15 protein-coding genes and 1 pseudogene are annotated in these 18,659 nt (G+C 58.9%); 4 read left to right on the top strand and 12 right to left on the bottom strand.

Annotated features, from left to right (window positions below):
• Window positions 1–26: 26 nt before the first annotated feature.
• The 6 genes from ACZ9DP_RS08145 to ACZ9DP_RS08120 all read right to left on the bottom strand — a co-directional run bounded on the left by ACZ9DP_RS08145 (window position 27) and on the right by ACZ9DP_RS08120 (window position 7,375).
• Window positions 27–1,121 (bottom strand): GGDEF domain-containing protein, encoded by a 1,095-nt coding sequence (locus ACZ9DP_RS08145; protein ID WP_476201150.1) that lies wholly within the window; start codon window positions 1,119–1,121, stop codon window positions 27–29.
• A 274-nt stretch (window positions 1,122–1,395) separates the two neighbouring features.
• Window positions 1,396–3,141: an acetyl/propionyl/methylcrotonyl-CoA carboxylase subunit alpha gene (locus ACZ9DP_RS08140; RefSeq protein WP_476201148.1), complete on the bottom strand. Its 1,746-nt coding sequence runs from the start codon at window positions 3,139–3,141 to the stop codon at window positions 1,396–1,398.
• Between the two features lie 28 nt (window positions 3,142–3,169).
• Entirely contained in the window at window positions 3,170–4,777 is a 1,608-nt protein-coding gene (locus ACZ9DP_RS08135; RefSeq protein WP_476201147.1) for a 5-oxoprolinase subunit B/C family protein, read from the bottom strand.
• A gap of 7 nt (window positions 4,778–4,784) precedes the next feature.
• Window positions 4,785–5,312, bottom strand: coding sequence for a D-glutamate cyclase family protein (locus tag ACZ9DP_RS08130; RefSeq protein WP_476201145.1), 528 nt, complete (start codon window positions 5,310–5,312; stop codon window positions 4,785–4,787).
• A gap of 21 nt (window positions 5,313–5,333) precedes the next feature.
• Window positions 5,334–6,098 (bottom strand): LamB/YcsF family protein, encoded by a 765-nt coding sequence (locus ACZ9DP_RS08125; protein WP_194731200.1) that lies wholly within the window; start codon window positions 6,096–6,098, stop codon window positions 5,334–5,336.
• 11 nt (window positions 6,099–6,109) lie between these two features.
• The gene (locus tag ACZ9DP_RS08120; protein ID WP_283073921.1) at window positions 6,110–7,375 is read right to left on the bottom strand and encodes an NRAMP family divalent metal transporter; all 1,266 of its coding nucleotides are present in this window, start codon (window positions 7,373–7,375) and stop codon (window positions 6,110–6,112) included.
• 384 nt (window positions 7,376–7,759) lie between these two features.
• Between ACZ9DP_RS08120 and ACZ9DP_RS08115 the strand changes: the two genes are divergently transcribed.
• Window positions 7,760–8,422 carry a GntR family transcriptional regulator gene (locus tag ACZ9DP_RS08115; RefSeq protein ID WP_074071838.1) on the top strand — a complete coding sequence of 221 codons (663 nt, stop codon included), beginning with the start codon at window positions 7,760–7,762 and terminating at the stop codon, window positions 8,420–8,422.
• Window positions 8,423–8,582: 160 nt separating this feature from the next.
• Here ACZ9DP_RS08115 and ACZ9DP_RS08110 read toward each other — a convergent pair whose 3' ends face one another.
• The 3 genes from ACZ9DP_RS08110 to ACZ9DP_RS08100 form a co-directional block, all read right to left on the bottom strand.
• A complete protein-coding gene (locus ACZ9DP_RS08110) occupies window positions 8,583–8,804 on the bottom strand; it encodes a hypothetical protein (RefSeq protein ID WP_022717815.1) in 222 nt (73 codons plus the stop codon).
• A 398-nt stretch (window positions 8,805–9,202) separates the two neighbouring features.
• Window positions 9,203–10,333: a helix-turn-helix domain-containing protein gene (locus tag ACZ9DP_RS08105; protein ID WP_476202228.1), complete on the bottom strand. Its 1,131-nt coding sequence runs from the start codon at window positions 10,331–10,333 to the stop codon at window positions 9,203–9,205.
• Between the two features lie 513 nt (window positions 10,334–10,846).
• Window positions 10,847–11,272 (bottom strand): hypothetical protein, encoded by a 426-nt coding sequence (locus ACZ9DP_RS08100; protein WP_476201144.1) that lies wholly within the window; start codon window positions 11,270–11,272, stop codon window positions 10,847–10,849.
• Between the two features lie 382 nt (window positions 11,273–11,654).
• On the opposite strand from ACZ9DP_RS08100, the gene ACZ9DP_RS08095 reads away from it, so the two are divergent.
• On the top strand, window positions 11,655–12,101 hold the full coding sequence (locus tag ACZ9DP_RS08095; protein WP_476201143.1) for a hypothetical protein: 447 nt from the start codon (window positions 11,655–11,657) through the stop codon (window positions 12,099–12,101).
• Here ACZ9DP_RS08095 and ACZ9DP_RS08090 read toward each other — a convergent pair.
• Entirely contained in the window at window positions 12,091–12,741 is a 651-nt protein-coding gene (locus ACZ9DP_RS08090) for a response regulator (RefSeq protein ID WP_092588006.1), read from the bottom strand. The two genes, ACZ9DP_RS08095 and ACZ9DP_RS08090, sit on opposite strands and share 11 nt — an antisense overlap.
• Window positions 12,738–14,138, bottom strand: coding sequence for a sensor histidine kinase (locus tag ACZ9DP_RS08085; protein WP_476201142.1), 1,401 nt, complete (start codon window positions 14,136–14,138; stop codon window positions 12,738–12,740). Before ACZ9DP_RS08085 ends, ACZ9DP_RS08090 begins: the two co-directional genes overlap by 4 nt.
• A gap of 277 nt (window positions 14,139–14,415) precedes the next feature.
• Between ACZ9DP_RS08085 and ACZ9DP_RS08080 the strand changes: the two genes are divergently transcribed.
• Complete coding sequence (locus ACZ9DP_RS08080; RefSeq protein WP_476201141.1) at window positions 14,416–15,177, top strand: hypothetical protein; 762 nt, start codon at window positions 14,416–14,418, stop codon at window positions 15,175–15,177.
• A gap of 741 nt (window positions 15,178–15,918) precedes the next feature.
• Here ACZ9DP_RS08080 and ACZ9DP_RS08075 read toward each other — a convergent pair.
• Complete coding sequence (locus ACZ9DP_RS08075) at window positions 15,919–17,829, bottom strand: diguanylate cyclase (protein WP_476201140.1); 1,911 nt, start codon at window positions 17,827–17,829, stop codon at window positions 15,919–15,921.
• A 153-nt stretch (window positions 17,830–17,982) separates the two neighbouring features.
• Here ACZ9DP_RS08075 and ACZ9DP_RS08070 point away from each other — a divergent pair.
• A pseudogene (locus ACZ9DP_RS08070) lies at window positions 17,983–18,588 on the top strand (EAL domain-containing protein); the annotation flags it as partial.
• Between the last annotated feature and the right edge of the window lie 71 nt (window positions 18,589–18,659).

Below are 18,659 nucleotides of genomic sequence, written 5' to 3'. Positions count from 1 at the left end.
CCGGCGCCCCGGCAGAACCATCGTTTTCACGCAGCCGTTGCCAGTTCGACGCGGTTGCGGCCAGCCGTCTTGGCGCGATAGAGCGCTCTGTCTGCGGCCTCGATTGCTGCACGAATATTAGTGCCGCTAGAATCGACAGCCGCGACGCCGATACTGACGGTAACCTTGATTGCCGTAACACCGACGATCAAGTCTTCTGACTCGATTGCATGGCGGATCTTCTCGGCAACGATTGACGCGTCGCCCTCTTCAGTATCTGGAAGCAGAATGATGATCTCTTCGCCCCCGTAGCGAGCCGCGACATCGGTCTTGCGCACGGTCCGGCGAATGAGGTCGGCGACCCGGGAGAGCACGGTGTCTCCCGCATTGTGTCCCCAGGTATCGTTGATCTTTTTGAAGTGGTCGACGTCGAGCATAACGATCGAGAAAGGCCGCCCGCGATTGCTCGCCTCCTCGGCGCAGCGGTCGGCCGCCCGCTGAAAGACGCGGCGATTTGGGAGCTTCGTCAACGGGTCGACGCTCGCCTCATTTTCAAGCACGCGCACCATCCGGACTCGCTGCTTTTCGCGCGCAAGCAGATCGGCAAGGAGGAGGACGCCGAGAATATTGGCAAGCATGACGGGAACCGCAGCGCTCAGAAACAGGTCCCTGGCGATCTCCGGAGGCAGAAAGACAAGGACGATGAAGGAAGAGACGGTCGCAAGGCCGAGCAGCAGCGTTCTCCCCCAGCCGGTGCCGATGCGGTGACGGGGTATGAGCGTGCTGGCGTAACCACTAAGCGCCACAAGGATGACGCTCACCGCGCCGCCCGTCGCGCCGACGCCGCCAAGAACCAAACGGTGCGCCCCCATCATGGCTGCAGCAATAATAGTGCCAATCGGTCCTGCGTAGAGGGGGGAGAGAACCAGAAGAATGGATCGGGCGTCATAGATAAGCCCCGGCCTCATCACGATCGGATCGTTCATCGAAAGAATGCCGCCGAGACCAAACAAAAGGCCCGCCGCAACGCCCCTGATCAATCTTTGGCTGATGGTGCGAATGACCCAAGCATAGCCATAAACGACTAAGACAGCCAACGCCAGGACACGTATGTAAGCGGCGACGATTTCGCTGATTTCCATGCTTCTCTGTTAAATGTCCGATGACACCGGTACGTGATTCCAAATGATCACCGATAGATGGCAGCCCTCACGCACAAGACAAGGGTGCCGCGCTGTCGAACGTGCCACAGGCGCGCTTTGGCCTCCGGTCGCGGCTGGCGTAGGCGGCGAGACCGCCCTTTGCTCCGGCGTGGCAGGAGTAGCCAGTCACCTACCGGATGCGCTTAAGCCTTCCTGCTTCTGCCTTTGGACAACCGTCCGATCGGCCAGACGGTAACGGCTCTGTTCGTCGGGTCTATCTAACCGACGGTGGGGTCTCGAAGCGGGCGATCTCGGCACCGGCTTGCAGATAGGCGCCGGCTTGGGCCCTGATCTGGATCTTGCCGGCCCGCGATGCCGTCACCAGGGTTTCCATCTTCATCGCTTCAATCACCGCGATCAGGTCACCCGCCGCCACTTCCGCGCCATCCTGGACCTTGAAGGCCTGCAGCGTACCTGAGATCGGCGTAGTCACGCTCGAGGTGTCTTCCGCCCTGGCAGCAATCGCCAGCCCGGTGTCTTGGCCTGCAAGCCCGCCGAGACCGGCTAAAAGCGCGACCGGAATGCCGATCTCATGGCGCCTGCCGTCGATTTCCACATGGGTGCGGATCAGCGGGGGATTGGCAACCGGCTCTGGCCGGGCTACCGCTTCAAGACGATTGGCGAAATCGGTCTCGATCCAGCGCGTATGCACCTTGAAGCCGCTTTCGCCCGTAAAGTCCTTCATCTCGATCGCGGCGCGATGGAAGGGCAGAACCGTCGCAATGCCGTTGATCTTGAATTCTCGGAGCGCGCGGCGGGCGCGTCTTAGCGCCTCGTCGCGAGTGGCGCCAGTGACGATCAGTTTCGCCATGAGTGAATCGAAGGTACCAGGCACCGTCGAGCCGGAGACGACGCCGCTGTCAACACGGATGCCAGGCCCGGCGGGAGGGTCGAAGACGGTGATTGTACCCGGCGTTGGCAGGAAGCCTCGGCCTGGATCCTCGGCATTGATACGGAACTCGATCGAATGGCCACGCGGGACAGGCGTCTCGGTGGCGCGCAGGGGCAGGCCGTCGGCGATACGGAACTGTTCGATGACGAGGTCGATGCCGGTTGTCTCCTCGGTTACGGGATGCTCGACTTGCAGACGGGTGTTCACTTCAAGGAAGGAGATCGTGCCGTCGCCACCGAGCAGGAATTCGACCGTACCCGCGCCAGAATAGCCGGCGGCAGCGCAGATCTTCTTCGCAGCATCGTGGATCGATTGGCGTTGGGTGTCGCTGAGGAAGGGGGCGGGGGCCTCCTCGACGAGCTTCTGATTGCGCCGCTGCAGCGAGCAATCACGCGTGCCAAGCACCAGCACATTGCCGTGTTTGTCGGCCAACACCTGCGCTTCTACGTGGCGCGGACGGTCGAGGAAGCGCTCGAGGAAACACTCGCCACGGCCGAAGGCGGCCTTGGCCTCGCGGACTGCAGATTCATAAAGCTCTGCTACTTCCTCCATCCTCCAAGCGACCTTCAGGCCACGGCCGCCGCCGCCGTGGGCAGCCTTAATGGCAACGGGCAACCCATGCTCTTCGGCAAAGGCGATGACTTCGGCAGCCGACTTGGCCGGGCCGTCGCTACCGGCAACCAGCGGCGCGCCGACGCTGGTCGCGATCCGCCGGGCCTCGACTTTGTCGCCCAATGCCTCAATGACATGCGGATCAGGCCCGATCCAGGTGATGCCAGCATCGATCACCGCACGGGCGAATTCGGCCCGTTCGGACAAAAAGCCATAGCCCGGATGCACTGCATCTGCACCGGAGCGCTTGGCAATGCTGATCAATTTGTCGATGTCAAGGTAGGTCTCGTTCGGACGGGCGCCGACGAGCCCATGGGCTTCGTCGGCCAGCTTGACGAAGAGCGCGTCCATGTCTGGATCGGCATAGACGGCGACAGATTGCAGGCCGTGATCGTGACAAGCCCGGATGATGCGCACGGCGATCTCGCCGCGATTGGCGATCAGGACTTTCTTCATGGATTGTCTCCTCACTTGATTTTGGCCGTCACCGATCTCGAGCCTTGGCGGGCTGAATATCGGCGAAAGCCGTCACGGGCCGGAATCGTATTTTGGCATCGACCGGGATCTGTCCGGCGAGATCGAGATGGTATTCGGCGACCGTGCCGATGACCGGATAGCCGCCAGTCAGCGGATGGTCGGCGAGGAAGAGGACCGGCTGGCCGCTGTGCGGTACCTGGATTGCGCCGGTCGCCGTACCTTCGCTCGGCAATTCCGCCTTGTCCTTGCGCTCCAACGGAACATCGCCGGAAAGGCGGATGCCGACGCGGTTGGACTGCGGTGTCACCTGCCAGAGTTGGCCGGAGAGGGCGGCGATACCAGCCTCGGTGAACCAGTCGCTGCGAGGCCCCATGATCACGTCGAGCGTGATGGTTTCGTCCGCCGCCGGATGGTCGAAGGCTGGCGCTTCATGAAGCGAAACGCTGGTTAGGGCCAAGCTATCATTGTTGATGGCCAGCACTGCGCCTGCGGCGACAGGGTCGGGACCGACAACGGCCAGCGTATCGGTGGAAGCGCTACCGAGTATCGGCCTAACGGCAAATCCGCCGCGGACGGCGAGATAGCTGCGCATGCCTCTCGGTGCATGGCCGAGCGTCACGACATCGCCCGGTTCAAGCGAGATTGGCTGATAGGTCTCGGCGCTAATCGTGCGGTCAGCTGCATCGCGGATGCTGATCGGGCAGGGCGCACCGGTGAGCGCCATGACGGTGCGGCCAGAAACCTCGAAGGAAAAACCGCCAAGCGTGATTTCGAGGCAGGGCATGCCGGCCGGATTGCCGACTACGCGATTGGCCGCCTTGAGTGCCCCCTGGTCAAGCGCGCCGGAGGATGAGACCCCCTGGCCGGTCTTGCCGAAGCGGCCGAAGTCCTGGAACAGTGCCGGGATGGGGGCGGCACGAACCTTGAACGCAACGCTGTCCGACGCGACTACTGGAGGGCGGGCGACCAGGGTCTTGGTGGTCCTGGTAGTTGAGACTGCTTTCTTTTTGAGATCGAAGAAGTGCACGCGGTAGCCGGGCTGAAGAAGTGCTGGCGGATCGCGCGATAGATCCCACATCTTTTTTGGCGTCGTGCCGACGATTTGCCAGCCGCCGGGGCTCGCCTGCGGATAGACACCGCTGAAGGCGCCGGCCAAAGCAACCGAGCCGGCCGGGATCCTTGTGCGCGGGCTCGGGCGGCGCGGCACCTGCAGTGCCCGATCGCCGCCGGTGAGATAGCCGAAGCCGGGCGCAAAGCCGCAAAAAGCGACGGTGAATTCGCTGTGGGTATGGCGGCGGATGACGTCCTCGATAGACAAGCCCGTAAGGTCCGCGACATCTGCCAAGTCCTCGCCATCGTAGCAAACGGGGATTTCGACGAGCTTGTCGGAGGGTGCCGCGCGCATCGACAGATCGCGTGTCGCGATCTCGCCGGCCAGCTTTTCCAGCGTCAGCTTTTCCGGCCGCAAGCGGATCATCAGCGTGCGGGCCGCAGGCACCATGTCCTCGATACCTTCCAGCGGATCAGCTTTGAGCGAGGCAAACAGCGCCAGCGTCTCGTCGAGATCGGCGAGTTCGACAAGCATGGTTGTCAGGCTGACAGGCAGGAAACGCATGGGAACCTCAAGCGTGATAGGCGGAATCGGGGATGTCGGTGATGAACATGTGTCCCGGCGCATGGGTGATCGCAAAGGGGACACGGGAGGCCATCACGGCCGTCTGCGGGGTGACGCCGCAGGCCCAGAAGACCGGGACCTCGCCCGGCTCGATGCGCACCGGATCGCCGAATTCCGGCGCGGCGAGATCCTTGATGCCGATCGCTTCCGGCGTGCCGACATGCACGGGTGCGCCATGCACTGCCGAACGCCAGATGCGATAGAGCGGCAGATCAGTGCGAAGGTCGGCGCCGGGCGCAAGCAGGGTCGCATGCGAACCCGGATCGGAGACATCGAGCACCGGACAAGCCTTTGGATAGCGCTGCGCATAGAGCAGGAAATCGAAGGCCCAGTCGCGCGGAAGCACGATCATATTAGCCTGGGTGAAGCCCGGCGCGACTCCCGAAGTCGGCTCGATGCTGCCTACCCAATAGCGTTCGCGGGCCTTTTGAGCCGGCCCAGCATTGATGTGGCGAAGATGTTCGATGGCGATCATTGCATGTCTCTCGCAGGTTGGTCAGGCGGCCAGGAAGGAGCGGACGGCAATCCCGTCGACTTCGAAGACGCGGCGGATCTCCTTGGCGATGGAGACAGCGCTAGGGCTGTCGCCATGCACGCAGATCGACTGGGCGTCGATCTTGATGGTCGAGCCGTCGACCGCTTCGAGCGTACCTTCATGGGCAAGCTGCAGCATGCGGCGAGCGATCAGCTGGGGATCATGCAGGACGGCACCCGGTTCACGGCGTGAGACAAGGTCGCCATCGGGCGTATAGGCCCGGTCGGCAAAGGCTTCCGCCACGGCCTTCAAGCCGCAGTCGCGGGCGAGCTTGAGAATTGGCGTATTTGCAAGACCCATCAGCACCAACGAGGGATCCACCGCCTTGATGCCGTCGATCACTGCCTGGGCTTGCTTCGGGTCGCGGGCGATGCGGTTGTAGAGAGCGCCGTGCGGCTTGACGTAACCGACGGTGACACCCGCTGCCGCTGCGATGCCCTTCAGTGCGCCGATCTGATAGATGACATCGGCGGTCAGTTCGTGGCTTGCGACATCCATGTCGCGCCGGCCGAAGCCGACGCGATCAGGATAGGAGACATGCGCGCCGATCAAAACGCCCTTTTCAGCTGCGGCCCTGACGGTTCTTAGAATACCGAGCGGGTCGCCGGCATGAAAGCCGCAGGCGACATTGGCGCTGGAGACGAGGGCGAGCATCGCGGTGTCGTCGCCCATGCCCCATGCGCCATAGCTTTCGCCGAGATCGCTGTTCAGATCGATGGCAGTCATATCAGGTCTCCTTAGGCGGTCAGAAGCGCGAAGATTGGGCCGATTGATTTGTAGCCCATGTACCAGGTGAGGACGCAAGCCAGCACGCCGAGCACCAGCAGCCAGCGCGGATAGCGATAGCCACCCATCAGGTCAGAACGAGCCCAGGCAGCATAGATGAAAATCGACAGGCCGATCGGCAGAATGAGACCGTTCAGGCCGCCGACGAAGACCAGCATCTGAGCCGGCGGGGTGGTGATAATCACATAGAAGAACAGCGATACCGCGATGAAGATCACGGTCGCGATATTGCGGGCTCTCTCACTAAGGTCCTGCTTGAAGATCGTGAGGAAGGAAACCGACGTATAGGCAGCGCCGATAACCGAGGTGATGGCGGCAGCCCACAGGATAATGCCGAAGATGCGCATGCCCACATCGCCGGCGGCGGCCTCAAAGGCTTGGGCGGCCGGATTGGCACCCTTGCCTGAGACATCGATTACGACACCGCTGGCGACTACGCCGAGCACAGCGAGAAAGAGGACGTAGCGCATGACGCCGGTGACGGCGATGCCGGTGAGCGCTGCGCGGTTGACGGCGCCGAGGTTTTCGATGCCGACCGTGCCCTTGTCGAGCAGGCGATGGGCCCCGGAATAGGTGATGTAGCCACCGACCGTGCCGCCGACGATAGTGGTGATCGTGGCGAAATCGACGGTTGCCGGCAAAAAGGTCTGGAACAGTGCTTCGCCAACCGGCGGGGCCGATACGATGGCCACATAGAGCGTCAATGCGATCATCAGGATACCGGCGAAGATGATGAAGCGGTCGACGGCCATGCCGGCGCGCTTCGATAAGAAGATGCCGATCGAAAGAACCGCGCTGATTGCGCCGCCGATTTTCGGATCAAGCCCGATCATCGCATTGATACCAAGGCCCGTGCCCCCGATATTGCCAATATTGAAGAATAACCCGCCGACGATCACCAGAACAGCAAGCAGATAGCCAGCGCCCGGGATTGCCGCATTGGCGAGATCGGAGGCACGCATGCGCGTCAGAGTCACGATTCGCCAGATGTTCAGCTGCACGACGAAATCAATGACAATCGAGGAGAGGATCGCAAAAGCGAAAGCCGCGCCGAGTTTGGTGGTAAATGTTGCCGTCTGGGTGATGAATCCCGGGCCAATGGCCGAGGTAGCCATCAGGAAGACCGCAGCCGTTAGTGCTGCGCGCCGCGACTTGAGCGACATGCCAGACGATGCGGCCGATGCGCCGTCTGTGGATGAAATAGATAGCTGTTCCATAAACCCTCTCCTTATGCGGCCCTCCCGCAGTTCCTCGGGCGGGCCATGTGAGTTTTGACACGAGCCAGCGTCGTCGCGTTTCTTTACGATGTCAAGATTGTTCAACGATATTAATATATCGTTCTACTATATTGCCGAAGTGTTGAGCAATCTGCTCATTTCATGAGCGAGGGCCAGTCTTCAGAACCAATTTTTGCAACACCCGCCCGCGCGCTTGTCACTTTTCGTGCCCTTAAGAAATATGTCTGACTGGCCCGATTGACGTTTGCCGCAGTGGCCCGATTGACCGTGTCGTTCGCCCCATGGTTCCCATTGAGCGAGAACCGCTATATCGATGCGCAAGGAGACGGATGCTTCATCCATTTCCATGCAGAAGGGGCTTTGATGGCTGAACAGGATACCATATCGGCGCTTGCGCCGCGTCTGGCGGAGGAGATCCGCGACATGCTGATCGCGGGCGAATTGAAGCCGGGGCAGCGCCTGTCTGAGGCAGCGCTCAGCGCCGGCCTGGATGTGTCGCGCAACTCACTGCGCGAAGCCTTCCGGCTCTTGACCAAGGAAAATCTCTTGCGCCACGAGCCCAATCGCGGCGTCTTTGTCGCCACGCCGAGCATGGCCTCAATCATCGACATATACCGTGTGCGCCGCATGATCGAATGCCAGGCGCTTGCAAAGGCCTATCCCAAGCATCCGGCGGTGGTGCGTATGCGCTCAGCGGTCGAGCGCGCCAGGGTCGCGCGCGATCGCAAGGATTGGGCAATGGTGGGCAGCGAAAACATGGTCTTTCACGCGGCGATCGTCGATCTTGCCGACAGTCAGCGCCTGAATGCTTTCTATGCGCAGATCGCCGCAGAGCTGCGTCTCAGCTTTGGCCTTCTCGCCGATCCCGAATTGTTGCACGCGCCCTATGTCGACCTCAATGGCGCTATTCTCGAGAAGCTCGAGGCGGGATTGACGGCCGAAGCTTGCACAGCGCTCGAAGCGTATCTGATGCAGTCTGAGCGCACAGTTCTCGCCGCCTTCTCGCGAATCGATCCGGGCAAATGATCCGCGAATGTGAAACCCCCAGCTAATACCACGGTCTCAGACCACGCACGCCGCCGACGAGCCGCTTCGTCGCGAAGCAGCAGCGCCGGCGGGCTTGCCGAAGAATTGCTGGCACCATCTCGCGCTTGTTGTTGTGCGAAACGCGAACGGATACTCAATACTAATTTGCCGCAACCCTTCGCGCGAGCGCCATCACATAGTCATCCGCGATGTCGGCCAAGGTCAAAGCGACCTCCGGCTCCTTCCACCCCGCAGCAAGGGCCCTTTGCACGAAATCTTGAAATGCCGCTGCAAGGACCTCCTCGCGCTCGACGGCTCGATATGGATCACTTGCGCCATGTTGCGGGTTGCTGATCTGTATTGTCGGACGGGTAAATTCCATTGATATGCCCCCTAGAGGTTGCGCTATTTGCATGGAGAGTACATTCGTCATGTACCCGGTTTCTCTCGCCTGAACTGCTATTATGCTTCTTTATTAATAAGTTAAGTGTCGGGTGTCGTTAGCCACGCATCCCGAAACTTGCAGCAGCGTCCATTTTTGCAATCATCGATCGGCAATGCGGAATTTTACCCTCAGTGGCCACGATATTCAGTCAAGCAAACATGCCCACGGTCCTGCGACGAGGCGGCGACCAGTAAAAAGCCATCGTGAGGAGGCCGCCGGGCTGCTTTGGATCGGTCGCCATCGGCTGGACAATGGAGCATTCGTTCATTTGGCGGGTGCGGCAATGAGGTCGTCAATGCCGCAGATCGCCTGCTGTGATGGCGAACAGGCCGGGACTAGCGGTTATGGCCGAGCATCTTTAGCCATTTGTCGAAGGAATGAGCGCTCTCGACTTCTGACATTGGTGCGACAGCATGCCCAAGATAGAGCGGAACGGCTACATTTCTCGCCTCGCGCGGACTGTAACCAAACTCCTTACTGAATGCCCGGCTGAAATGGGCAGCAGAAGAAAAGCCCACAGCAAAGGCGATATCGACGATTTGCTGCCGATTGCTGATGTCACTCAGGGCAGCGTGAGCAGACAAAAGCCGCCGGCGCTGAATATAGTGATGAACGCCGCCATCCGGCTCGAACACCTGATAGAGGCGGGTGCGCGAAACACCGAGTTCCCGGCATATTCGATCCGTCGTGAGATCGGGCGACTTCAAATTGCGCTGGACGAAGCGGCGCACGCGCTCCATCAAAGCCAAGGTGCTGTGTTGCTCCGGAACAGCAATATTGGAAGCCGATGCTGAAACGCAGGTCAAAATCATATCACGTGTGGTCTGGACCACGTAGGGAAGGTCCACTGCAGCCAGACGTGAAAGGTTTGCCTCGACACCATCCAGATATTCGATCAGCAGTTTGGTGTATGTTCCGGACAAGGCGACATTGTTTTTGATTTCGCTGGAGGCGGGAACATCAAAAAGCAGTTCGCGCGGCAAATAAAGCGAGAGGACTCGTGCCTCGGTTGATCGGCCTCGAAAGGGATGGCCCAAAGAACGCAGCTCCACCTTTCCTGGCTCGCCCTCCGAGACATGCCCATCAACTTCCGTCCATGTCCGGCCGTTGCGCAGGACCGAAATGTGCCAATGATCGATGAGGTTTGACCGCACCTTTGCCTCCGATCGCATATAGCTGTGGGCAGGTGTGCTTTGTTGAACGACCAGCATGCCGCCGAGATTCCACGCCGCATGATCGGCTACAAACGCCGCTTCTTGCGATGGGCAATCCGGACGCCGAATGTCTATAAGGGGAGCGACATAGGCCTGCCAGGCCGCAAATTGATCTGCCGGTTCCAGCCCGCGCGTGGAAAACAGCAATGGTTCCAACGCTGGCGGAGCCGGAGGCTCTTCATTGCTTGGTTGTGCCGATCGCGGATAACGACGGCGTTCGACTTTTACCGGCGCAGTGTCGTCGCCCGGCACGCCATTTTCGGTTTCGGCACCGGGGGATACGGATTGTTCTTTGCGTCGATCATCTGACAATCTGGTCCCCCGAACTGGCGTCACGACAGCGCCAAATAGTCACCCGAAACCTGTGTATGTCGCCGGATCTGCCGAAAGAGACGGAGAACGCTGTCCCCTTCCAGCCGAAGATAGGCGCTTCATCAAACCAACGACTGCACAGCGCTGACCCAACCCGGCAGCATGCCATCTCTTTAGGCGTTCCAGTCTCCGAGCCCGAACCGGCCACGTCTGACTTTCAAGCTCGCTACCACCGACCGTGTGGTCGACCCGATCAGGAACTGGTCTGATTCTACCGATGATCCCGTCAAGGCCATTGTCTAGGTAATTTCTTGTCTAGATTGTGGCATTTGGCGGCATGCACGAACGCCGGGTCAGGTGTCGGCACCGGGCGCATGAACCGGAGCCGAGTAGATGGTCGTCGGCATTGGTGGAAGTCTCAACGGTCGCAGCGACTCCATATCACCGGAATGGTCAGCATGAAGCTGAGCGGAGACTATCGAAATCTCCAGCTTCGTGAGGAATGCCATCCCGATCCTTGTCAGGCGGTTCTGGTCTCCTGGCACGCTCGTCTGTCAAGATGTGTCTTACGATAATGTCATTGGCACTTCGCCCAGGATCGCACGCCCGCATTTCCGCTGTCAGCAATTTTAAAGCATCGGCCAATTGTCTTTCCGCGTTGACGGTAGATGCCGAACCGGCTTCGCGCAATTCGCTATAGAGCTTTGCTCGCTCGCAAACCTCTTCGGCTCTGGCCAGACACTCTGCTGTCGGTTTGATCAGCCTCAAGGCGAGGCGTAGGTTAATTGCGGCCGTAAGCTCAAATGCAGCAGCCGAGAAACTTGTAACCGCGCCCGGGGGGTGGGTGTTCTTTAGAAGCGCCAGCCATTGAGGGATCATTACGGTCTCCGGAACGCGACCTGGACATCAGGAAGAAACGAGAGTACGCGAGCACATATCTCTCGTGGGTTGATCATGCCCTCCCAGTCCTCACCTGTCCTCGGACTTTGGTCCTATCCGCAAGCGGACGAAGGTCCGATCCCGTCCGCAGGAAAGGTCTGATCTTCCTTTATCAGGCGCTTGCAGGGTTGACGACCGGCATGCGTCATGAGCAATCTCAAGAACTTGGACTGGCTTTTTCGGCTTCGGATCTTGGATATTGCATGTAAATTTGCTCAGCAGGTTTTGCCCATCGCCTCCGAGCCGAATATTCGCCATTGCTCCAAGTGCGCTCTTTAATTGACAAAGGACGTGGGCGCTGACCCCGCGTCAGGTAACAGCGATGACTACGCGTCGGAATCTTCTAGCCACGTTGTGTTGGGCTTTGGTTGGTGTCTCCCTTTCAATCCTTCCCTACAAGATTGAAATATCGGGATCCGCGTTCGACGTGGTCACCCAGTCTGCCCTGGCCAAGAGTGGAAACAACGGCAATGGCGGCGGCAACGGCAACGGCGGCGGCAATGGCAACGGCGGCGGTAATGGCAACGGCGGCGGTGGCAATGGCAACGGGAAGAGCGGCTCGAGCAACAGCTCTTCCGGAAAAGGCTCTGGTGTGTCGGCAACGACAAGGGGCGATGACAACTCCTCGCTCGAAGTGCTTCACGTCGATGGAATGAGCGAGGAAGTCAAAAGGGGACGCTACATCATGAAGGATGCGAAAGGGCGCACGATCGTCAATCGGCGCGCCACTTTTGATGATGTAAAGCGGCTTCAATCATTCAGTCCCTGACCGGCTTTCGATCGATCGCATCGCGAAAGACCATCGCCGCCTCTGTCCTGTTGTTGACGTCAAGTTTCGCCATGACCTGTGTCATGTGATGCTTGATCGTTTTCTCGTGCAGGTCGAGCTTCCGGGCCACCTCCTTATTGCTAAGGCCCGTCGCGACGAGCTTTAGAACTTCGTGTTCACGGGCGGTAAGCGCAGCAATGGCGTCAACGTTGGAGGGCTCGGATGGATTGTGAAGCAACTTGGCAGACAGCGTCGGAGCGACATATCCGTCCCCGTCAGCCACCGTGCGGATGATGTCGGCGAGTGCTCTGGAGCCGACGCCTTTGAGAACATAACCTTTCGCCCCCGCCTTCAAGGCTCCGGTAACATCATCGTTGGCTTCAGAGACCGTCAACATGATGATCTTCTGCGATGGTGATGCTTCAAGGATCGGACCAATCGCGTTCAGTCCCCCGCCTGGCATGGAAATGTCGATGAGGATGATGTCGGGCCGCAGGTTCTGTGCAATTCGCAACGCGTCATCCTTCGAACCGCCTTCGGCGATCACCTCGAAACCATCGATCTCCGACAAGCTTCTCGTTACGCCCTCTCTAAACAGCGGGTGATCGTCTATAACCGCGACCCTTATCGTTTCGCTCATACTTGCTCGGTCTCCTCGGTGTTGAGTGTCATCCTGACGATCGTACCTGGCGCCGCAAATGTGATCTCGAACGTACCGCCAAGACTTTCAACGCGTTCCCTGAGGCCCGCAAGTCCAAGGCTGGTAGGTCCGACGTCGTCGGGACTGAAACCTGGTCCATCGTCTGCGACTTCTACGCTGACGCGATTTCCCTGCAGACGCGGGATAACACGCTGGCCTGCGCCGCCGCCATGACGATAGGCATTATTCAATGCTTCCTGCACAAAGCGGTAGATGCATATTTTCGCCGACGGCGACAGACAAACAGGTATGCTGGACGTCACCAGGTCGACGATCGTCCCGGTTCTCTGGCGATGCGCGTGAACACCACGCTCCAATATTTCAGAAAGGCTCGCTGCCTCGATCTGCGGCAAGACCAGACCGCTGCAAATCGTACGGATTTCGCGCATGGCTTCGTCGAGACTTGCCTTGATGGATGCTATCTCCCGCTCGCGGGTGACAGGAGAGGTCGATGCGCTGACGACGGTGCGGCTATCCAGCCGAAGCGAAGCATAAGCTATAAGTTGGGCTGGGCCGTCGTGAAGATCCGCGCCGATGCGCCGCAGATAGCTCTCGTTCAACGCGGTGACGCGTTCGGAAGCGCGCTGGACACGCTCCCGGAGAGCCTCGTTCTGGGCAAGCAAAGCGGACAAATCGTCAATCCGCTGCCTCAACGCATGACGCTGATTTTCGATCGTTCGGCTACCCCTTAGAACAATCGCCGAAAGCGTCGCGAAGAACACAAGGGTAAAACCCGCCACCGCGAGCCAGGTGTGAAGCCGGGCCTGGCTGAGGCTGTGCTGGAAGTCATTGGCAATTTCGTAAAACTCGGAAACGGCGACCACCTGTCCCGACCAGGGCTGCAGGACGGGGTTGTAGATCTCCAGAAGCGGTTTACCGGCAAGACGTTCTACCTTGTCCTCGACATCGTCGAGCTCGTTGAACTGAGCCGCCATCTTGCCGGCAAAGGCCGTCTTCAGCTCATCACTGAGCGGGAACTTCTTTCCGACCATGGTCTTGTCGTTCGAATAGAGAATAGTTCCATCCGAGCGCCACAAACGGAATGACAACAGCCGGTCGCCGAGCGCACCTTGCCCGAGCGTCTCGTCCAGAGCCCGCGCGACCGTGTCGTCAAGCGCCTGGCTCGTCTGCATGTCAGGCAGCAGCGGAGCAATGACACTGTCCACGTAAAGGGCAGTCGTTGCGGCAGAATTGCGTGTAACGGCGTCTTCGATCAAACGAGTGACGAACGCCCCGACCAGAAGCATCGCTCCAATCGAGACAATGCCGCCAATGACCAAAAACTGCTTGGCCAGTGACTGCGAATTCCATTTTGAAATCAGGTTGGGCCGACGCACGAGTTATTCTCGGGGATTGGTCGCATTGCGTGGGCGACCCGTTTCGATCTTGCAGATAGCCTACCTTCTCCGCTGCGGCGGTCAATGGCGAGCGTGTCAAGCGTCCACTATCAGACGTTTAGAATCCATCCATCGGACCTAAGTCCTAACCGCTGCGGCATTGGTCTGAGGATCATGGAATCGCGCCGCCGCGCAAGCTATCGTTGCGTTCACTGAAGCCGCTCATCGGCGGCTGGCCGTGATTTTTATCGCCGCCGCTTTAACGAGGAGACATCGCATGCCAATCAGAAAACTGATCAGCCGGGGCATTCTTGCGCTTACGATGACAGTCGCACCACTAACGGGCGCTACGGTCGGAACCTCGAACGAGGCCCTCGCCAAGGACGGAAATGGCAACGGCAATTCTGGTGGTGGTGGAAACGGGAATGGGAATGGGAATGGAGGCAACCACGGCAGCGCGGGCTCGAACCATGGCAAGTCTGGCAATGCGCATTCCCATTCGAAGACGAGTTCAAAGTCGGGTGCAAGCACGCCGACGCTCGAATCGCTTTTCTTTCATGACAAAAAGACTGGTAAGGCAACAAAGGCGGATAAGCCCGTCAAGAGCGGCAACGCTGCAAAGAAAAGTCTGAAGAACACTAAATCGGACACGGTTGGACTGAGTTCGTTGAACCGCAACTATCACGCCTACATGCATTCCAACGACCCGCGACTGGCTCCCGTTGCGTCCTACGTCATGGCATATGCTGAATTCGAAAAGGTAAGCGGGCCCGATGTGGTTCCGACCGATCCGGCGCTGAGCGATGAGGCGCTGCGCGAGGCCCTTACGGGCTTCACAAAAGGGGGCGTCGTGAGCGACGATGCCCTTGCTGAAGCCAAGGAAATCCTCGGCGTGGGACCGGCAGTCGGCAAGATTGACGAGATTCGCGAAACGCTGCCCGATCCGGAGGCCGTGGATACGGTTGAGGAGCCAACAACCACGGAAACGACGACAACAGTCACGATTGTCACGGAGACGCCCACCGAGCCGGCGAACTGATGTTGAGATACTCGCCGGCACCTGAGGTGCCGGCGCAATTCATTGCCGGCAGCGGCGAGGTCCCTCGATAACCACCACGCTGGCTGCAGAGTCCCGTCTAGGAACTCCTGCTGAGAGATCTTAGCGAAATATTATCATTTGTGTCGATTGCTACGGATACGTGCAACGTGCCATATCTGAATCAGGGCCGGATGATGCCGCAATCGTTGAATCTATCCTGGAAAGCCTGCGCCAGGGCATTGTGCTTCTCAATCCTGGCGGGTCTGGTGAAGCAGATCGTCGAACTGCACCAAGGCTCAATCGAGGTTCGCAGTGCAAGGGGATCCGGATCGACATTTGCCGTTACACTTCCAATTACGCGAAACAGCGGTTCTTCCGCGCGCAGTGATGCTGCCTGAGGCGAGACGTCGACAATAAAATCACCATTCTTCGCATGGACGCGAAGCTCGCTTCGCATTGTTGAGGCGTTGAGGGATGCAGGCTCAACTCGACGCGTCCAACGGTCGTGGGGGATTGGAGGCGTCCGGGCCAAATGGTTGATCTTTACGGTGTCAGGATGCCGGAAATGACGGCCGCCCGCTTTTGGCGAAACTCAGTCGACTATCTAGACTTCAGCAAAACTCCATTCTTGTTTCCGATCTCACAGACGAGCAGAATTCGCACGCTGGCTTGAAAGCAGGCGGGGGATCAGAAGATCCTGCAGCGCATGAAAAGCGCATACAGAGCCCCGGGGAAGGCCAATCATCTTGAGCGCGATGGCCCCTTTTGTCGACGCCCATCGCATTTTTGGGCACTCCAGGCGCTGATCTGGTTGCGACCGTTGCGTTTGGCATCATAAAGAGCGTCGTCCGCGCGTTTGATCAGTTCCGACGATACGAGTTCGGAAGAAGAGCTTAGCTTTGTCGAAACGCCGACACTTGCGGTGACATACCGGAATTCGCTGCCCGCATGCGGTATTTCCAGCGCCCGAAGCCCCGTCAGGAATTTGCGGGCAAGCGCCTGGGCTGCGCCTTCGTCGGTTTCGGGCAGCAGAACGACGAATTCCTCACCACCAAAGCGGGCGACGACATCGGTGCGGCGCTTGACAACTTGGCGTAAACAATCGCTCACGGCTTTGAGACATTCGTCGCCGGCAACATGACCGTAAGTGTCGTTATAAGCCTTGAAACGATCGACATCGATCAAAAGCAGGCTGAGCGGGGTCCGGTTTCTGGTGCTCCGGGCGAGCTCGATGACGATCGCCTGGTCGAAAGCCCGCCGGTTGACGATCCCCGTTAAAGCATCCGTTTCCGCCAAACTCTTCATTTGCTCGGCAAGTTCACGTAGCGAGTGCTCGGCCTGCTTCATGGCTGTGATGTCGGATACGACAACAAGTGCTTTTCCGTCGGTCGTCAGTCGCGTCCGCAAGCTGAGCCAGCGGCCATCACAGAGGTCAATCTCCTCGTCCTTGTCCTGATGCAGGTGCGCGACGGCGTTGTCGATCCAGTCGTCTGTCACTTCCTTGGGCAGATCGCGCCGCTCCTCTGTCTCCGCGACCTTCCGCAGAATGTCTTTAATGTTGGCCCCGGGAATCCGCGCTGGAGCAGATAAGGGGAACAGGCACCTGTACTGCTCGTTACAGAATAGCAGCGTGCCGTCAGGACCGAACATCGCAAATCCATCCGACATGCCGGCCATCGCGTGCGACAGCAGATTCCGGCTTTCGGTCAGTTCGCGCTCCACGCGCCGCTGTTCCGTGATGTCGCGCGTGGCGCCAGCAAGACCGATGATTTCGCCCTTTCCGTCGCGCAAGGGAAACTTGGACGTCGAGTAGCACCTTTCCTGCTCGCCCTCACGAAGCTGTTCGATCTTGTCGATCACGGGTTTGCCGCTCCGCACAAGCTCTTGCTCTTCGGCAAACAGGATCTCCGCGCGCCGTTGCGTTGCAAGCTGAAAATCGGTGAGGCCGATCATCTCGGCCGGCGAGCTGAAGTGATGATGTTCGGCGACATTGCGGTTGACGATGACAAACTGGCTCCGGCTATTCTTGACGTAATGGTAGTCGGATGTCTGGGTGAGGGCGGCCGTCAACAGATCACGTTCGAGTGCAATGCGTTCGAACTGCAACAGGACAAGCCCGGAGATGATGATGGCGCAGGAATTCAGGAAGACAGCGGGTGCAACGATTGTCGTAAGCGTTTGGCCATCGGCGTAGCTTAGCAGGATCAGTGACCCCACGAGTGTTACGCAAACCGCAGCAGCCAAGAGCACGACATCGATAATCCCGATCTTGCGGTTTTGAACGACTATGTGAGCGGCAAGACCAACGGCGCCGATCAGCAGGATACCGGTAATGCCGTTGATTGTTCCCGCTCCGCCTGAAAATATCCGGAAGGCGCCTGCAACAGCCATCGTGGCAATGGCTGCCACCGGCCCGCCAAACAGCCCGGAGATCGCAATCAGCGACGATCTCAAATCGATGAACGCCCCGGAGTCGACAGGGATCGAAAGCAACATCGATGCAATGGCGCCGAGGCCCATTGTCAGACCGAATGCGACCCTCGACTGAAGCGCGGAAAGATCGCGGAATCGATAATAGAAATGAGCCCACAGCGACATGACAAGTGCAACGACGGCGAGGTTTCCCGTCAGTATCTGCCAGGTTGTACTCATGATCGTTTCAGCAGCTCGAGAACATGGATCAATTTGAACTTCTACGCTTTTTTTCTTTCGGGCAGCTTAACGCGGTGTTTGTTTTGGATCCCGGTGGCGGCGCTATCATTTCGCCGCCGCTGACTGCGTTGGATGGTTACGACTGTCGGTAACCACGCTTTCATCCCACTTGCTGAAAATCTGGCCTCATAGGCGCTCTCGGCGTTCACATGCTGCGTGAGTCGATCTGCCATGCGAGAGCCTGGCCCGGCTGACGTTGTCCGTCAATGTCTCACCAATCCAGCTGTGTAATCCGGACTTCGGGGCGCAAGTGATTGCGGTTCTGCAGGAATCTGATTTCGACGCCAACCGCCTGACTTTGGAGATAACCAAGGCGTCCTCATGACGAATCCTGATCAGGCCCGCCGGTCCATCGACCAGCTTAAGCGCGTCAGAATCAAGTTCGCGCTTGACGACTTCGGTTGCGGCTATGCGAGTATTGGCGCACTGCAGCAGTTTGGCTTCGATCGGATGAAGATCGATCGATCACTTGTTTCGGGTGTCGAAGACGCTGCAAACGGCATTGAGGTTCTTCGCGCGACGATCTCCTTGGCAACGGCTCTTAATATTCCCGTTACCGCCGAGGGCATCGAGAATGTCCGCCAGGCAGCGATACTACGCGACACAGGATGTGATCAGCTCCAAGGATATCTCGTCGGAAAGCCCATGTCTGCACGGGAGATTTCAGAGAAACTTCGTCAAGAAGATCCAGCGGCATGATTGCCCAGCGGCTGCGCAAACCTTTCTTAATACTGTTAACTCTTTATTAACCATGGCGGCGGTAGACATAG

The sequence above is a fragment of the Rhizobium sp. USDA 4016 genome, from assembly GCF_056279705.1.
This window is presented reverse-complemented; position numbering and strand designations above follow the sequence as displayed.